Below are 15,475 nucleotides of genomic sequence, written 5' to 3' on the forward strand. Positions count from 1 at the left end.
GTTATCGGTCCCGTTCTTAACCTCAATGCGAGAACGGGTAGAGTTTCCAGTATGCCTTGATGCGTCGCCAGCGGTGCGCCAGTCCGTCCGGTTCAAAGACCAGAAAGACGATGATGATGATCCCGATGGCCATCTCGCGCAGGAAAGCGATGTTGTTCTTCAATCCGAGGAACTGATCGATCGGGCTGTCGCGCAATGCGACGCTGAGCCATTCCATCGACTCCGGCAGCAGCACCATGAAAGCCGTGCCCATCAGTGTGCCCATTACCGAGCCGATGCCGCCGATGATGATCATCGCCAGGAAGATGATCGAGCGGTCGATGCCAAAGCCTTCGTTGGAGACGACCTGGTTGTAATGCGCATAGAGCGCGCCGCCGACGCCGGCAAAGAAGGCGGCGAGGCCGAACGACAGCGTGCGGTATTTGGTGAGGTTGATGCCCATGATCTCGGCGGACAGATAGTGGTCGCGCACCGCGACGAGCGCGCGGCCGTCGCGCGAACGGATCAGATTGGTCACCAGCAGATAGCAGACGATCACATAGGCGAGCACGACGTAGAAATACTTCTTATCGCCGCGCAGCGAGTAGCCGAAGATCGAGAACGGCTCCGCGCTCGCGGGCACGCTGCCGCCGGTGAACCATTCGGCCCGCGCGAAGAAATCCAGCAGGATGTATTGCGCGGCCAGCGTTGCGATCGCGAGATACAGCCCTTTCAGGCGCGCGGCAGGCAGCCCGAAGATCAGACCGACCCCTGCAGTGACCACACCCGCAAGCGGAATGCAGAAGAACACCGGGATGCCGAACCGGTTCGAAAGATAGGCGGACGTGAAGGCGCCGAAGCCGAAGAAGGCGGCATGGCCGATCGAAATCTGGCCGGTGAAGCCGACCACGATATTGAGGCCGAGGGCGGCAATGCCGAAGATGCCGATCTGGATCAGCAGGCTGAGACTGTATTCGTTGAGAACGTGCGGCGCAAAGCAGATCAGGACGATGCCTGATATCATCGCGTTGCGGCTGGTTCTGGTCGGAAATACGGTGGTATCCGCCGCATAGGTGGTGCGGAAATCGCCGGCGGGGATCAGGGTCTGGGTTGCCATGATGGATTACACCCGCTCGATGTCTTTGGTGCCGAACAGGCCATAGGGCTTGATCATCAGGATGATGATCAGCGCATAGAACGGCGCGATTTCGTAGAGATTGCCCCAGTGCAGATACTCACTGTCGACGAAATGTGCGACGTTCTCCAGCAGGCCGATGATGATGCCGCCGAGCACCGCACCGCCGACGCTGTCGAGGCCGCCGAGGATCGCCGCCGGGAATACCTTGACGCCATAGGCCGACAGACCCGCGGAGACGCCGTTGACGACCGCCACCACGACACCGGCCACCGCCGAAACCGTCGCCGAAATCGCCCAGGCCATCGCGAATACGCTCTTGACGGAAATGCCGAGCGACTGCGCCACCTGCTGGTTGAACGCGGTAGCCCGCATCGCCAGGCCATATTTGGACAGGCGGAAGAACCACGCCATGCCCACCATCATCGCCAGCGAGACCGCAAGGCTCATCAAATAGACGGTCTGCACCTGCAGCCCGAGGATGTTGACGTTCTGAGTGGCGAAGATGCGCGGAAACGGTTGCAGATTTACGCCGAATATCCATTTCATCAGCGCGGCGAACACGGTGGAGAGCGCAATCGTCACCATGATTACCGAAATGATCGGCTCACCAACCATCGGACGCAGGATGATCACCTGGATGGCAATGCCGAACAGGAACATGAACACCAGCGTGATCGGCATGCCCAGATAGAATGGCACCTGGTATTTCGTCAGCAGCCACCAGCACACCCAGGCGCCGACCAGCAGCAGTTCGCCTTGCGCGAAATTCACCACCTGGGTGGCCTTGTAGATCAGCACAAACGACATCGCGACCACGCCGTAGAGCGTGCCGACCACGAGGCCGTTGACCAGAAGCTGGATCAGGAGCTGGGTATTCATTCCGCGGCCTCCGCGAGCGGTGCGTTGGTTCCGAGATCCACCACCCGCAGCGTGGTGCGGATGCGCTGGGTGGTGCCGTCCTGGAAGCGGATCACGGTGTCGACCGGAATGTCGCGCTTGCCGCCATAGATCGCATCGATGATCCCGGCATATTTCTCGTTGATGACGCTGCGGCGAACTTTTCGAGTACGGGTGAGTTCGCCGTCGTCGGCATCGAGTTCCTTGTAGAGCAGCAGGAAGCGGGAGATGCGCTGGGCCGGCGGCAGCGTGGCGTTGACGGCTTCGACCTCCTTGCGCACCAGTTCATACACCTCGGGGCGGGAGGAGAGGTCGGTGTAGGTCGTGAACGAAATGCGGTTCTTCTCTGCCCATTTCGAAATGATCGAGTAGCGGATGCAGATCATCGCCGCCAGCGCGTCGCGGCCGGCGCCGAGCACGACGGTCTCGGCGATGTAGGGCGAGAACTTCAGCTTGTTTTCCAGGTATTGCGGCGAGAAGCGCTCGCCGCGCGAGGTCTCGGCCAGATCCTTGATGCGGTCGATCACCACGAGCTGGTTGTTGTCGTTGAAATAGCCGGCATCGCCGGAATGCATCCAGCCGTCCTTCATGTCGGCGGCGGAGGCTTCCGGGGCCTTGTAGTAGCCGAGGAACATGTTGGGGTGACGCACCACGATTTCGCCGACGCCATTGATGTCGGGATTGTCGACGCGGATTTCGATCTCCGCGCCCATCGGCACGCCCGTCGTGTCCGGATCGACCTTGCCAGACGGATGCTGCGTATAGGCCCCTAACAGTTCGGTCTGGCCGTAGAGCGTGCGCAGCGGCACGCCCATCGCCTGGAAGAACTTGAACGTATCCGGCCCCAGCGCCGCGCCGCCGGTGGCGGCCGAACGCAGCCGGGTGAAACCGAGGCGGTCGCGCAGGGCGCGGAACAGCAACTGGTCGGCGAGCAGGGACTGCTTGTCTTCGGCGAGCGCCGCAAGGCCCAACTTCATGCCGAGGTCATAGAGCTTTTGCTTGAGCGGCGAGGAGTCCATCACGCCGGCACGGACGTCGGCCGCAATCGATTCCCAGACCCGCGGCGCGAACAGCACGAAGGTCGGCGCGATCTCGCGGAAATCGTGCATCATGGTTTCGGGCTCTTCGACGAAGTTGACCTTCATCCGGCAGAGCAGCCCTTTGCCGAGCGCGTAGACCTGTTCCATGATCCAGGGCAGGGGGAGCACCGAGACGTATTCGTCATCCGGTCCCTTCGGGTCGAACGCCAGATACGTCGCGCAATGCCGCAGCACCCGTCCGGCGGCCAGCATCGCAAGCTTGGGGTTGGCGGTGGTGCCCGACGTGGTGCAGAGGATGGCGACATCCTCGCCCTTGGTATCATCCACCAGCCGGTCGTAGAGACCGCTCTCGCGCGCGGCGCGGGCGCGTCCCATCGCCACCAGCTTGTCGGCTTCCATCAGGCGCGGATCGTCGTATTTGCGCATGCCGCGCGGATCGGAATAGACGATGTGCTTGAGGTCGGGCACGCGCTCGGCGAGCGCCAGCAGCTTGTCGACCTGCTCTTCGTCCTCGGCGAACACCAGTTTGGCCTCGCCGTAGCTCAAGAGGTAAGCGGCTTCCTCATCCAGCACGTCGCGATAAAGGCCAAGGCTCATGCCGCCAATCGCATGCGTGGCGATCTCGGCCGCCATCCAGTCCGGCCGGTTATCGCCGATGATGCCGATGACGTCGCCGCGGCCGAGGCCGAGTTCGATCATGCCGAGCGCGAAATCATGCACACGGGTCTGGTAGTCGTTCCAGGTGAATACGCGCCACAGCCCATGATCCTTTTCACGCAGCGCGATCTCGCCGCCGTGCTCCTTCGCATTGAGCCGCAGCAGCTTCGGATAGGTGTCGGCCTTTGCGGCGCGTCCGGCGTAATCCATCATGCCGCGCTCTCCGCCGGCCTGTCATCGGGATCGACCAGGGCTTCGTCCTCTTCACCCAGATAGGCGCGTTTGACATGGGGGTCGGCGAGCACCGCGGCCGGGTCGCCCTCGGCGATCTTGCGGCCGAAATCCAGCACCATGACGCGGTGGGAGATATCCATCACCACGCCCATGTCGTGCTCGATCATCATCACGGTCATGCCGAACTCTTCGTTGAGATCGACGATGTAGCGCGCCATGTCTTCCTTCTCTTCGAAGTTCATGCCGGCCATGGGTTCATCGAGCAGGATCAGTTGCGGCTCCAGCGCCATCGCGCGCGCCAGTTCGACGCGCTTGCGCAAGCCGTAAGGCAGTGTGCCGGCGGTCGCCTTGCGCACCGACTGCAGGTCGAGGAAGTCGATGATCTCCTCGACCTTGCGGCGGTGCTCGAGTTCCTCGCGGCGCGCGCCAGTCAGCCAGTACAGCGATCCCGTGATGAAATTGTTCTTCAGGAGGTGGTGCCGCCCGACCATGATGTTGTCGAGCACGCTCATGTGGTGGAACAGCGCGAGATTCTGGAAGGTGCGGCCGATGCCGAGTGAGGGCCGCGCATTGGGATTTAAGCCGGTGATGTCCTTGCCGCGGTATAACAACTGGCCTTCGGTCGGCTTGTAGCGGCCCGAAATGCAATTGACGATCGAGGTCTTGCCGGCGCCGTTCGGGCCGATGATCGAAAACAATTCGCCATCGTTCACGCCGAATGAGACTTCGGTCAGCGCGCGAACGCCGCCAAAGCGCAGTGATACCCCGCGCACTTCCAACGTGTAAGCCACTCATTCCCTCCAGATACGGCGCTTAGGCAGCGCTCTTTATCTATCGTTATCTATCGTTCGCAATCGCAGTCGCAATCCTACATCGCCAGGTACCGCCAAGCCATCCGACTAATGATGCCGCGCGCCGCGCGATGCCTTTGTCGTCTTGCTCGGCAGGATCACATGCGCGGTAACGCCGCACCCATCTCCGCCGTTTTTCCGCGCGCCATCCGCTTGTCGGTTGGGCCATAAGTCGGCTGGCGCGAGGTGGCTCTCAATAGTGGAAAGCGTTACGCTAAAATGTCTTGTGCCTGACAATTGGTCAGCAAATTTCGACGGCGTACCGTGATCGAGGTGCTCCGCCGATCGCGCGGAACGGTTGCTCGGGTCTATTGTTGCAGCGCAATATGATGAAGCCAGGCGATAGTCGATGAGATCATGATTGCCCCGGATTCCCTGAAACGCATCGCGGCCTGGTCGCACGAACTGAACGAACGCGAGATCGACATCGCGCGCGCCGGCATCGTCGAAAAATCCTATCGCGCCAATGAATTCGTCTTCATGCGCGGCGACCCCTTCGAATACTGGACCGGCGTTGTCAGGGGTCTCGCCCGGATGGGGATCGTCTCCCGCGGCGGCAAGGCCGCCAGTTTTGCCGGCCTGACGGCGGGCGCCTGGTTCGGCGAGGGCTCCGTGCTCAAGAACGAGCCCCGGCGCTACGACGTGGTGGCGTTGCGCGACACGCGTCTGGCGATGATGAACCGCACGACGTTCATCTGGCTGTTCGAAAACAGCGTCGGATTTAATCGCTTCCTGGTCCGGCAACTCAACGAGCGTCTCGGCCAGTTCATCGGATTGCTCGAATACGGCCGCACGCTGGACGCGACCGCGCGCCTGGCACGGTCGATCGCCTCCTTGTTCAACCCCATTCTTTATCCCGATCTCACGCCGCATCTTGAAATCACGCAGGAGGAAATCGGGGCGCTCTCGGGCATCTCGCGGCAGAATGCCAACCAGTGCCTGAAGCGGCTGGAGAAGGAAGGCCTGCTCCGGCTCGAATATGGCGGCGTGACCATCATCGATCTCGATCGGTTGCGCAGCTATGAGTGACGTCTGAAGTCCGCACACCGCGAGCCGTGTTTTTTCCGGGAATCAGCGCGCCGGACGGTGGGCCCGGACCCGGCGCCTAAAGGACTGATTTCAAACGGCTTTGGGATTAGACTTCGCCGGGGCTGGATGCTATGGCCTGCGCCGCACGGTTGAGGCCTCTTGCGCGCCCGGTTTGGCTGGGCGAATGGGGGCATGACAGGGGCAAATGCCGGCCCCGCGGGCGTCCCGGAGGCAGTTTTGGGGCGGACCGGCGGCTGGAACTTACCGGGGTCGTCGCAGCCGTTGGGCCGCGCGGGCGGGGTGTTGGAGAGAATATGGCGGTTCAGGATTCGAAGCGGCGCGTCGCGCTGATTACCGGCGTCACCGGCCAGGACGGCGCCTATCTCGCCGAATATCTGCTCGGCCTCGGCTATACCGTGCACGGCATCAAGCGCCGCTCGTCCTCGTTCAATACGGCGCGGGTCGACCATCTCTATCAGGATCCGCACGCCGGCAATGTGCCGTTTCTGATGCACTACGGCGACATGACCGATTCCACCAACCTGATCCGGCTGATGCAGCAGATCAGGCCGACCGAGATCTACAATCTCGCCGCCCAGAGCCATGTCGCCGTCAGCTTCGAGAGCCCGGAATATACCGCCAATGCCGATGGCATCGGCGTGCTTCGCTTACTGGAGGCGATCCGGATCCTCGGCATGGAGAAGGAGACGCGGTTCTACCAGGCGTCGACCTCGGAACTCTACGGGCTGGTCCAGGAAGTGCCGCAGAAGGAAACCACGCCGTTCTATCCGCGCTCGCCCTACGCCGTCGCCAAGCTTTATGGCTACTGGATCACGGTGAACTACCGCGAGGCCTATGGCATGTTCGCCTCCAACGGCATCCTGTTCAATCATGAGAGTCCGATCCGCGGCGAAACCTTCGTGACGCGCAAGATCACACGCAGCGTGGCGCGGATCGAGACCGGTCTTGAGGATATGCTCTATCTCGGCAATCTCGAGGCCAAGCGCGACTGGGGCCATGCGCGCGATTACGTCGAAGGCATGCACAAGATCCTGCAGGTCGATGCGCCCGACGATTTCGTGCTGGCGACCGGCGAGACCCGCTCGGTGCGCGAGTTCGTCGAGCTGGCGTTTGCCGAAGTCGGCCGCACCATCGAGTGGCGTGGCAAGGGCGTCGACGAGACCGGCATCGACAGGAAATCCGGCAAGACCATCGTGCGCATCGATCCGGTGTATTTCCGGCCGACCGAAGTCGATCTTCTGATCGGCGATGCCAGCAAGGCGCAGGCGAAGCTGGGCTGGAAGCCGAAGACGCCGTTCGCCCAGCTGGTCAAGGAAATGGTCGCGGGCGATCTTGCGACCGCAAGACGAGAGGTTGCCAATGGCAAGAGTTCCGTTTGAGCTGAAAGGCAAGACGGTCTTCGTTGCCGGGCATGGCGGCATGGTCGGCGCCGCCTTGGTGCGCCGGCTCGCGCAGGAAGACGTCGAACTCTTGACGATCCGGCGCGCCGAACTCGATCTGCGCGATCAGGCCGCCGTCAACAAATGGTTCGCCGCCAAACGTCCGCAGGCCGTGTTTCTGGCGGCGGCCAAGGTCGGCGGCATCGTTGCCAACAACACGCTGCGCGCCGAATTCCTCTACGACAATCTCGTGATCGCGACCAACGTCATCCACGCAGCCCACGTCAATGCGACCGAGAAATTGATGTTCCTCGGCTCCTCCTGCATCTATCCCAAGCTGGCGCCGCAGCCATTGCGTGAAGATTCCATGCTGACGGGGGAACTGGAGCCGACCAATGAGCCCTATGCGATCGCCAAGATCGCGGGCATCAAGATGGTCGAGGCCTATCGCAGCCAGTACGGCTCGGACTTCATCAACGTGATGCCGACCAACCTTTACGGCAGCGGCGACAATTATCATCCCGAATACAGCCACGTCGTCGCCGCCCTGATCCGGCGTTTCCACGAAGCCAAGGTTTCAGGAGCGCGGAACGTCACCGTGTGGGGGACCGGCGCGCCGCGCCGGGAATTCCTCTATGTCGACGATCTCGCGGACGCCTGCATCTATCTGATGAAGACCTATTCCAGCGGCGAGCTGATCAATATCGGCGCCGGCGAGGACATCACCATCGCCGAATTCGCCCGCCTGGTCGCGGCAACCGTCGGCTATGTCGGCGAGATCAGCTATGACACCTCGCGCCCCGACGGCACGCCGCGCAAATTGCTCGACAGCGGCCGGCTGGCCAAACTCGGCTGGCGCGCCAGCACCTCGCTCGAGGATGGCCTCAAGCTCGCCTATCAGGCCTATCTGAACGAATCCAAGCAAGCGGCCGAGTGATTTTCCGTCATTGCGACGATGCGGCTACTTCGCTGCCGTCGCGCGCGGCGGGGTTTTGCCGAGCGCCGCCGCCATCGCCGATATCAGCGGCCGCATGAAGTAAGCGTCGTCGGCCGGCGAGATGTCGGCGCGCAGCCCGTGGGATTTGAGCTCGTCGGAAACCACGGGTCCCACGGAAGCAATCGGCGTACGCGCCAGCCCATCGCGGAGCCGTGCCTCACATCCACGTGCGCGCGCGACTTCGACGAGGCGGCGGACCTGGCCCAGATTGGTCAGCGCGATCGCGTCGATGCGGCCGGCCGCCATCTCGTCGATGGCGGTGACGATGTTGGCGTCGGCCGCCTGCGCGTCATAGACATAGGGCAGCACGGTATCGACCTCGGCGCCCTGCGCCTTGATCGCGCCGATCAGCACGCTGTGATCCTTGTCCGGATAGAGCTGGAGGCCGAGGCGGTGGCCGTTCAGGTCGATGCGCGACAGCATCTCGGCAATGCCCTCCGATGTCGGCTTTTCGGTCGTCGCCTGGGGCTCCAGCCCGATTTCGCGCAAGGCACGTCCGGGTTTGGGGCCGCGCGCGAACTTGCGGGCCTTGCCGAGCGCGGCCACGAATTCGCCCTCCAAGCCAATGCGGCGCACCACCTTCATCAGCCGGCGCAGGCCTTCGCCGGTCATCAGCACCAGATCGTCGAACGGCGCCTCGACGCAGCGCTTGATCCAGGCCTCGATCGGCGCCGGATCCGGCGCGTCGTGGATGGTGAACATCGGACATTGCAGCACGTCGGCGCCCTGTTCGGTGAGCAGGCGGGAAAACTGCGCTTCCTCGCGCGTTTCCAGGATCAGGATACGGTAGCCGCTCAGTCTGTCTGCCATGACCTCGCTCCAACGCAGATCGTCGTGCTTTGTTCATCCTGACTCCGGTTTCCGGATTGGCGCAAGCGTCTTGGCGGTGATAGAGCAGGCCACAAGCCAGCGTTTCATTCCTTTGCCTGAATTGCAGTCAAGTCCGCGCCATGCCCGATCATCAATTCGTCCTGACCCTGTCCTGCCCGGATCGTCCCGGCATCGTCTCCGCGGTGTCGACCTTTCTGGCCCATAACGGCCAGAACATCCTCGACGCCCAGCAGTTCGACGATGTCGAGACCGGAAAATTCTTCATGCGGGTGGTGTTCACGGCTGCCGACCTCGCGGTCGAATTGAGCGCGCTGCAGACCGGTTTCGCTGGGATCGCCGACCGCTTCGGCATGGATTGGCAGATGCGCGACCGCGCCAGCCACCGCCGGGTGATGCTGCTGGTCTCCAAATCCGATCATTGTCTGGTCGATATCCTCTACCGCTGGCGCACCGGCGAACTGCAGATGATCCCAACCGCCGTTGTCTCCAACCATCCGCGCGAGACCTATGGCAACCTCGATTTCGGTGCGATCCCGTTTCACTATCTGCCGGTCACCAAGGAGACCAGGCGCGAGCAGGAGCAGGCGGTCCTGAAGCTGGTGCAGGACAGCGGCACCGACCTCGTGGTGCTGGCTCGCTACATGCAGATCCTGTCGGACGAGATGTCGGCACAATTGTCGGGGCGCTGCATCAACATCCATCACTCGTTCCTGCCGGGCTTCAAGGGCGCGCGGCCCTACCATCAGGCGCATGAGCGCGGCGTCAAGCTGATCGGCGCGACCGCGCACTACGTGACCCGCGATCTCGACGAAGGCCCGATCATCGACCAGGACGTCGAGCGCATCAGCCACCGCGATACGCCCGAAGACCTCTCGCGCAAGGGCCGCGATATCGAACGCCGGGTGCTCGCCCGCGCCATGCGCCATCATCTGGAGGATCGCGTCATCCTCAACGGCCGCAAGACCGTCGTGTTCATGGACTGACCGGAGGGTGCGCGCGGAATGTTCGCGCGCCTATTGTTTGGCGCTTTGCGACGATGAAGCAGGTTTTGCTTCCTCGCCGCGTTCAGCGGCAGGCATCATGCGCTTCCGCTCGCGTTCCTTCATGAACTCGTCGTACTTCGCGGTGCCCGGCCGCGGCGGCGCATCGGCCGAAAGGCCTCCGGCCCAGACCGGGATGGCGTCGCTGACCCCGGCCGAGAGTTTTTCGTTGATGGTCCCGCAGCCGCTCAGGGAGCAGGCCGCAAGCGCGACAGCAACGATGACAAGGATATGGCGGGCACGGATCGACATTGGCGGCAGGTTACAACCTAGACCTTTAAGGATGATGGATTTGGGGCCGCCTTGCGGCACTGCGCTGCCAGTGCTTCTTTGTTGACAGGAGCATAGCGTTTGTACAAACGTACAAATAGCCGAACGTCCGAATTCGGTTTCACGATCGAGATGTCGCATGCGGGCGGTTTAGGCATCATAATACCTTAGACATTCTGGTGTGGAGGCTCCGCAGCGTGGAAGCGCATCCTTCGTCCGATTGACAACAGGCCGCGGTCAGACGCCATGTCGTCGCGCTACACGGCAGAAAAATATGGGCTATGGTGAGGCAAGGGCCGGGGACTCGGCTTAAGGCACAAGACCGCTCAGGGGGAGAAAATTCATGTCCATTCGTCACTTTCTGCTGGCCGCAGGCGCCGTTGCCGGTGTGCTGGCTGCGATACCCGCGAAGGCGCAGGATGCCGTCAAGATCGGCCTGATCCTGCCGATGACCGGCGGCCAGGCCTCGACCGGCAAGCAGATCGACAACGCCGTCAAACTCTACATGCAGCAGAAGGGCGACAAGGTCGCCGGCCGGAAGATCGAGATCATCCTGAAGGATGATGGCGCGGTGCCCGACAACACCAAGCGCCTTGCCCAGGAGTTGATCGTCAACGACAAGGTCAACTTCATCGCCGGCTTCGGCGTGACGCCGGCAGCGCTCGCCGCGGCGCCGCTGGCGACCCAGGGCAAGGTCCCCCAAATCGTGATGGCCGCCGGCACCTCGATCATCACCGAGCGTTCGCCCTATATCGTGCGCACCAGTTTCACGCTGGCGCAGTCGTCGACGATCATCGGCGATTGGGCCGCCAAGAACGGCATCAAGAAGGTCGCGACCCTGACCTCCGATTACGCGCCCGGCAATGATGCGCTGACCTTCTTCAAGCAGAATTTCACCGCCGGCGGCGGCGAGATCGTCGAAGAGGTCAAGGTGCCCCTGCAAAATCCGGACTTCGCGCCGTTCCTGCAGCGCATGAAGGATGCCAAGCCCGACGCCGTATTCGTGTTCGTGCCGGCAGGACAGGGCGGCAACTTCATGAAGCAGTATGCCGAGCGCGGCCTCGACAAGGCCGGCATCAAGGTGATCGGCCCCGGCGACGTGATGGATGACGACCTGCTCAACGGCATGGGCGATGCGGCACTCGGCACCGTCACCGCGCATCTGTACTCCGCCGCGCATCCCTCCGCGATGAACAAGGAGTTCGTTGCGGCCTACAAGAAGGCCTATAACCAGCGTCCGGGCTTCATGGCGGTGGGCGGCTATGACGGCATCCATCTGATCTACGAGGCGCTGAAGAAGACCGGCGGCAAGACCGACGGCGACGCGCTGATCGCGGCGATGAAGGGCATGAAGTGGGAAAGCCCTCGCGGTCCGATCTCGATCGATCCGGAAACCCGCGACGTCGTGCAGAACATCTACATCCGCAAGGTCGAGAAGGTCGACGGTGAACTCTACAACGTCGAATTCGCGACCTTCGAGGCGGTCAAGGATTCCGGCAAGACGAAAAAGTGAGTTTCGTGCCTGTGGCCTGCCCCTCACCCCAACCCTCTCCCCGCAAGCGCGGGGCGAGGGAGCAGAGCGGCATTCGCGGGATGTACTTCGTTTTACCGAAGCGATGGTAGGACGTACGGCTTGCTCTGCACTAAACCTCGCCCCGCGCTTGCGGGGAGAGGTCGGATCGCGCAGCGATCCGGGTGAGGGGCTCTTACTTAGACCAGTGAATCCAAGATGACCACCCTCTTCACCATCCTGTTCGACGGTGTCGCCTACGGCATGCTGCTGTTCGTGCTGGCCTGCGGCCTTGCCGTCACGCTCGGGCTGATGAACTTCGTCAACCTCGCCCATGGCGCGTTCGCGATGACCGGCGGCTATGTCTGCGCGGTGCTGGTCAACAATTCCGGCTGGCCGTTCTTTGCGGCGTTGCCGCTGGCGTTCGTTTCCAGCGCGCTGATCGGCGTGGTGCTCGAACGCTCGCTGTACCGCCACCTCTACACAAGAAGCCATCTCGACCAGGTGCTGTTCACGATCGGCCTCACCTTCATGTCGGTGGCGTCGGTCGACTACATCATGGGATCGTCGCGGATCTTCATCAAGCTGCCGGCCGCGCTCGAAGGCCAGTTCGATTTCTTCGGCGTCGGCATCGGCCGCTACCGGCTGATGATCATCGTGATCTGCGGTCTGCTCACGGTGGCGCTGCAACTGATCCTGGCGAAGACCCGGTTCGGCAGCCGCCTCCGCGCGGCGGTGGACGATCCGCGGGCGGCGAGCGGCCTCGGCATCAATGTGCCGCAGGTGTTTGCCTTCACCTTTGCCTTCGGCTGTGGCCTTGCTGGGCTGGGCGGCGCGCTCAGCGCCGAAATTCTCGGGCTCGATCCGTATTTTCCGCTGAAGTTCATGATCTACTTCCTGATCGTGGTCACCGTTGGCGGCTCCTCCAGCATCACCGGGCCGTTTCTGGCGTCGCTCTTGCTCGGCATCGGCGACGTCGCCGGCAAGTACTACGTGCCGAAGATGGGGCCGTTCGTGATCTATACCATCATGATCGTGATCCTGATCTGGCGCCCGAACGGCCTGTTCGGCCGCACCGCGACGCGGTGAACCCGATATGACCGCGCTTCCCGAAGTTTCATCGCACGCCATCGCCCGCTCCCGCTGGCGGCCGCGCGAAATCGTGTTCTGGGTTCTGTTGCTGGCCTGCGCCTTCCTGTTTCCCTCGCGCTATCTGATCATGACGGATATCCTGCGGCTGGCGCTGTTCGCGCTCTCGCTCGATCTCATCCTCGGCTACGCCGGCATCGTGTCGCTCGGCCATGCTGCCTTCTTCGGGGTCGGCGCCTATTGCGCCGGGCTGCTGGCGCTGCACGGCATCATCACCGAGCCGGTGATTGCATTGGTCGCGTCGGGCCTCGTCGCCATGGCGCTCGGCTTTCTCACCAGTTTCCTGGTCATCCGCGGTGTCGACCTGACCCGGCTGATGGTCACGTTGGGCATCGCGTTGCTGCTGGAGGCGCTGGGTGAGCGCTTCTCCAACATCACCGGTGGCACCGACGGCCTGCAGGGTATCGAGATGGCGCCGATCCTTGGGCTGTTCGCCTTCGACATGTTCGGCAAGACCGGCTTTTTCTATTCGCTGATCGTGCTGTTCCTGCTGTTCCTGCTCGCGCGCCGGGTGGTGAACTCGCCATTCGGCCTGTCGCTGCGCGCGATCAGGAACAATCCGCTGCGGGCAGCCGCGATCGGCGTGCCGGTCAACCGCCGCCTGATCGCGATCTATACGCTGGCGGCGTTCTATGCGGGCATTGCCGGCGCGCTGTTCACCCAGACCACGGCGCTGGCCTCGCTCGACGTGTTCGCGTTTGAAAAATCGGCCGACCTGATGCTGGTGTTGGTGCTCGGCGGCACCGGTTATCTTTATGGCGGCCTGATCGGCGCGGTCGTGTTCAAGATGCTGCAGGAATTCTTCTCCACCATCACGCCGCAATACTGGCTGTTCTGGATCGGCCTCGTGCTGGTCGTGATCGTGCTGGTCGGCCGCGACCGCATGCATCGCTGGGCGCTGTGGCTGCCCAATCTCGTGATCCGGAAAATCGCCGGACGCAAAGCCGTCGTCGCCGTTCCCGAAAGCGACGCGCCATGACAATCGCGCTGGAAACCAAAGGACTGGAAAAATCATTCGGGGGCCTGCGGGTCACGCGCGAGCTGTCGCTGCGGGTCGAGCAGGGCGCCCGCCATGCCCTGATCGGGCCGAACGGCGCCGGCAAGACCACCGTCATCAATCTGCTCACCGGCGTGCTGCAGCCCAATGCCGGACGCATCCTGCTCGAAGGCAGCGACATCACCGATCTGCCGGTTCACAAGCGGGTGCTGCGCGGCCTGTCCCGCACCTTCCAGATCAATCAGCTCTACGCCGATCTGACGCCGCTGGAGACCATTGGCCTTGCGGTATCCGAACGGCTCGGCCGCGGCGGCGACTGGTGGCGGCGGATGGGGACGCGGGACGACGTCAATCGGGAGGTCGCGGAGACGCTGTCGCGCTTTCACCTGCTCGACGTCATGAACGAGCTTACCGCGACGTTGCCCTACGGCAAGCAGCGCCTGCTGGAGATCGCGGTGGCGATCGCCACCAGGCCGCGCGTGCTGTTGCTGGACGAGCCCGCCGCCGGCGTGCCGGAAAGCGAGCGTCACGATATTTTGGCGGCCGTCGCCGCCCTGCCGCGCGACGTCACGGTGCTGCTGATCGAGCACGATATGGATCTGGTGTTTTCGTTCGCCGACCGGATTTCGGTGCTGGTCAACGGCGCTATGCTGGTCGAGGGCCCGCCGGAGGAAGTGGCGCGCGATCCACAGGTCAAGGCGGTCTATCTCGGCGAGGCCGCCGATGTCTGATCTTCTAGCCATCAACAGCCTGCGCGCCGGCTATGGGCAAGCGGTGGTGCTGCCGGACATGTCGCTGGCATTGGGCGAAGGTCAGGTGCTGGCGCTGCTTGGGCGCAACGGCACCGGCAAGACCACGCTGATCAATTCGATCGTCGGGATCACCCGCCGTTTCGGCGGCACGGTCACGCTCGGCGGGCTCGATATCACCGCCCTGCGGCCGGACCAGCGGGCGCGCGCCGGCATCGGCTGGGTGCCGCAGGAGCGCAACATCTTCCGCTCGCTGACGGTGGAAGAGAACATGACGGCGGTGGCCCAGCCCGGCCCCTGGACCGTCGACAGGGTTTACGAAATGTTTCCGCGGCTGAAAGAACGCCGCAGCAATTTCGGCAACCAGCTTTCCGGCGGCGAGCAGCAGATGCTGGCGATCGGCCGGGCGCTGACGCTCAATCCGAAGGTCTTGCTGCTGGACGAGCCGACCGAGGGGCTGGCGCCGATCATTGTCGAGGAACTGCTGCGGGCGCTCGGCACCATTACCCGCGCCGGGGGCATCTGCTCGATCATTGTCGAGCAGAACGCCCAAAAGATTCTGGGGCTGGCCGACCGGGTTGTGATATTGGAACGCGGCGCCATCGTGCATGATGCGGCCTCCAGCGCGCTGAAGGCCGATCCTGCGGTGCTCGAACGCTATCTCGGCGTCGCCGGCGCGGCCCACTAGGTTTCTTTTTCTGGGAGTA

Annotated in this window: 15 protein-coding genes; 9 read left to right on the forward strand and 6 right to left on the reverse strand. The window is 62.9% G+C overall.

The window, feature by feature from the left end; translation table 11 throughout:
• Positions 1-22: 22 nt before the first annotated feature.
• Genes ACSQ84_RS08640 through ACSQ84_RS08655 form a run of 4 tightly spaced genes read right to left on the reverse strand, consistent with a single transcriptional unit; the run spans position 23 to position 4,736 of the window.
• Positions 23-1,096 carry a branched-chain amino acid ABC transporter permease gene (locus tag ACSQ84_RS08640; RefSeq protein WP_436211253.1) on the reverse strand — a complete coding sequence of 358 codons (1,074 nt, stop codon included), beginning with the start codon at positions 1,094-1,096 and terminating at the stop codon, positions 23-25.
• A 6-nt stretch (positions 1,097-1,102) separates the two neighbouring features.
• The gene (locus ACSQ84_RS08645) at positions 1,103-1,996 is read right to left on the reverse strand and encodes a branched-chain amino acid ABC transporter permease (protein WP_436211254.1); all 894 of its coding nucleotides are present in this window, start codon (positions 1,994-1,996) and stop codon (positions 1,103-1,105) included.
• Entirely contained in the window at positions 1,993-3,924 is a 1,932-nt protein-coding gene (locus ACSQ84_RS08650) for a long-chain fatty acid--CoA ligase (protein WP_436211255.1), read from the reverse strand. The genes ACSQ84_RS08645 and ACSQ84_RS08650 overlap by 4 nt, the downstream gene beginning before the upstream one ends.
• Positions 3,921-4,736: an ABC transporter ATP-binding protein gene (locus tag ACSQ84_RS08655; protein ID WP_436211256.1), complete on the reverse strand. Its 816-nt coding sequence runs from the start codon at positions 4,734-4,736 to the stop codon at positions 3,921-3,923. The genes ACSQ84_RS08650 and ACSQ84_RS08655 overlap by 4 nt, the downstream gene beginning before the upstream one ends.
• 417 nt (positions 4,737-5,153) lie before the next feature.
• Here ACSQ84_RS08655 and ACSQ84_RS08660 point away from each other — a divergent pair, with 417 nt between their 5' ends.
• The 3 genes from ACSQ84_RS08660 (at position 5,154) to fcl (ending at position 8,162) form a co-directional block, all read left to right on the forward strand.
• Positions 5,154-5,825 (forward strand): Crp/Fnr family transcriptional regulator, encoded by a 672-nt coding sequence (locus ACSQ84_RS08660; RefSeq protein ID WP_436211257.1) that lies wholly within the window; start codon positions 5,154-5,156, stop codon positions 5,823-5,825.
• A 314-nt stretch (positions 5,826-6,139) separates the two neighbouring features.
• Positions 6,140-7,225 (forward strand): GDP-mannose 4,6-dehydratase, encoded by a 1,086-nt coding sequence (gene gmd, locus ACSQ84_RS08665; protein WP_436211258.1) that lies wholly within the window; start codon positions 6,140-6,142, stop codon positions 7,223-7,225.
• The gene (fcl, locus tag ACSQ84_RS08670) at positions 7,206-8,162 is read left to right on the forward strand and encodes a GDP-L-fucose synthase (protein WP_436211259.1); all 957 of its coding nucleotides are present in this window, start codon (positions 7,206-7,208) and stop codon (positions 8,160-8,162) included. Before gmd ends, fcl begins: the two co-directional genes overlap by 20 nt.
• A 24-nt stretch (positions 8,163-8,186) precedes the next feature.
• Here the strand turns inward: fcl and ACSQ84_RS08675 are convergent, their stop codons facing one another.
• Positions 8,187-9,032 (reverse strand): uroporphyrinogen-III synthase, encoded by an 846-nt coding sequence (locus ACSQ84_RS08675; protein WP_436211260.1) that lies wholly within the window; start codon positions 9,030-9,032, stop codon positions 8,187-8,189.
• 140 nt (positions 9,033-9,172) lie between these two features.
• Here ACSQ84_RS08675 and purU point away from each other — a divergent pair, with 140 nt between their 5' ends.
• Positions 9,173-10,036 carry a formyltetrahydrofolate deformylase gene (gene purU / locus ACSQ84_RS08680; RefSeq protein ID WP_436211261.1) on the forward strand — a complete coding sequence of 288 codons (864 nt, stop codon included), beginning with the start codon at positions 9,173-9,175 and terminating at the stop codon, positions 10,034-10,036.
• A 30-nt stretch (positions 10,037-10,066) separates the two neighbouring features.
• Here the strand turns inward: purU and ACSQ84_RS08685 are convergent, their stop codons facing one another.
• Positions 10,067-10,345, reverse strand: coding sequence for a hypothetical protein (locus ACSQ84_RS08685; RefSeq protein WP_436212244.1), 279 nt, complete (start codon positions 10,343-10,345; stop codon positions 10,067-10,069).
• Positions 10,346-10,706: 361 nt separating this feature from the next.
• Here ACSQ84_RS08685 and ACSQ84_RS08690 point away from each other — a divergent pair, with 361 nt between their 5' ends.
• The 5 genes from ACSQ84_RS08690 to ACSQ84_RS08710 all read left to right on the forward strand — a co-directional run bounded on the left by ACSQ84_RS08690 (position 10,707) and on the right by ACSQ84_RS08710 (position 15,456).
• A complete protein-coding gene (locus ACSQ84_RS08690; RefSeq protein WP_436211262.1) occupies positions 10,707-11,876 on the forward strand; it encodes an ABC transporter substrate-binding protein in 1,170 nt (389 codons plus the stop codon).
• Between the two features lie 216 nt (positions 11,877-12,092).
• Positions 12,093-12,962 carry a branched-chain amino acid ABC transporter permease gene (locus ACSQ84_RS08695; RefSeq protein WP_436211263.1) on the forward strand — a complete coding sequence of 290 codons (870 nt, stop codon included), beginning with the start codon at positions 12,093-12,095 and terminating at the stop codon, positions 12,960-12,962.
• Positions 12,963-12,969: 7 nt separating this feature from the next.
• Entirely contained in the window at positions 12,970-14,001 is a 1,032-nt protein-coding gene (locus ACSQ84_RS08700; RefSeq protein WP_436211264.1) for a branched-chain amino acid ABC transporter permease, read from the forward strand.
• Entirely contained in the window at positions 13,998-14,750 is a 753-nt protein-coding gene (locus tag ACSQ84_RS08705) for an ABC transporter ATP-binding protein (protein WP_436211265.1), read from the forward strand. Before ACSQ84_RS08700 ends, ACSQ84_RS08705 begins: the two co-directional genes overlap by 4 nt.
• Positions 14,743-15,456 carry an ABC transporter ATP-binding protein gene (locus ACSQ84_RS08710; protein ID WP_436211266.1) on the forward strand — a complete coding sequence of 238 codons (714 nt, stop codon included), beginning with the start codon at positions 14,743-14,745 and terminating at the stop codon, positions 15,454-15,456. Before ACSQ84_RS08705 ends, ACSQ84_RS08710 begins: the two co-directional genes overlap by 8 nt.
• The last annotated feature ends 19 nt before the right edge of the window (positions 15,457-15,475 follow it).

The organism is Bradyrhizobium sp. LjRoot220 (genome assembly GCF_964252915.1).
In the GTDB taxonomy this organism is placed as follows: domain Bacteria; phylum Pseudomonadota; class Alphaproteobacteria; order Rhizobiales; family Xanthobacteraceae; genus Bradyrhizobium.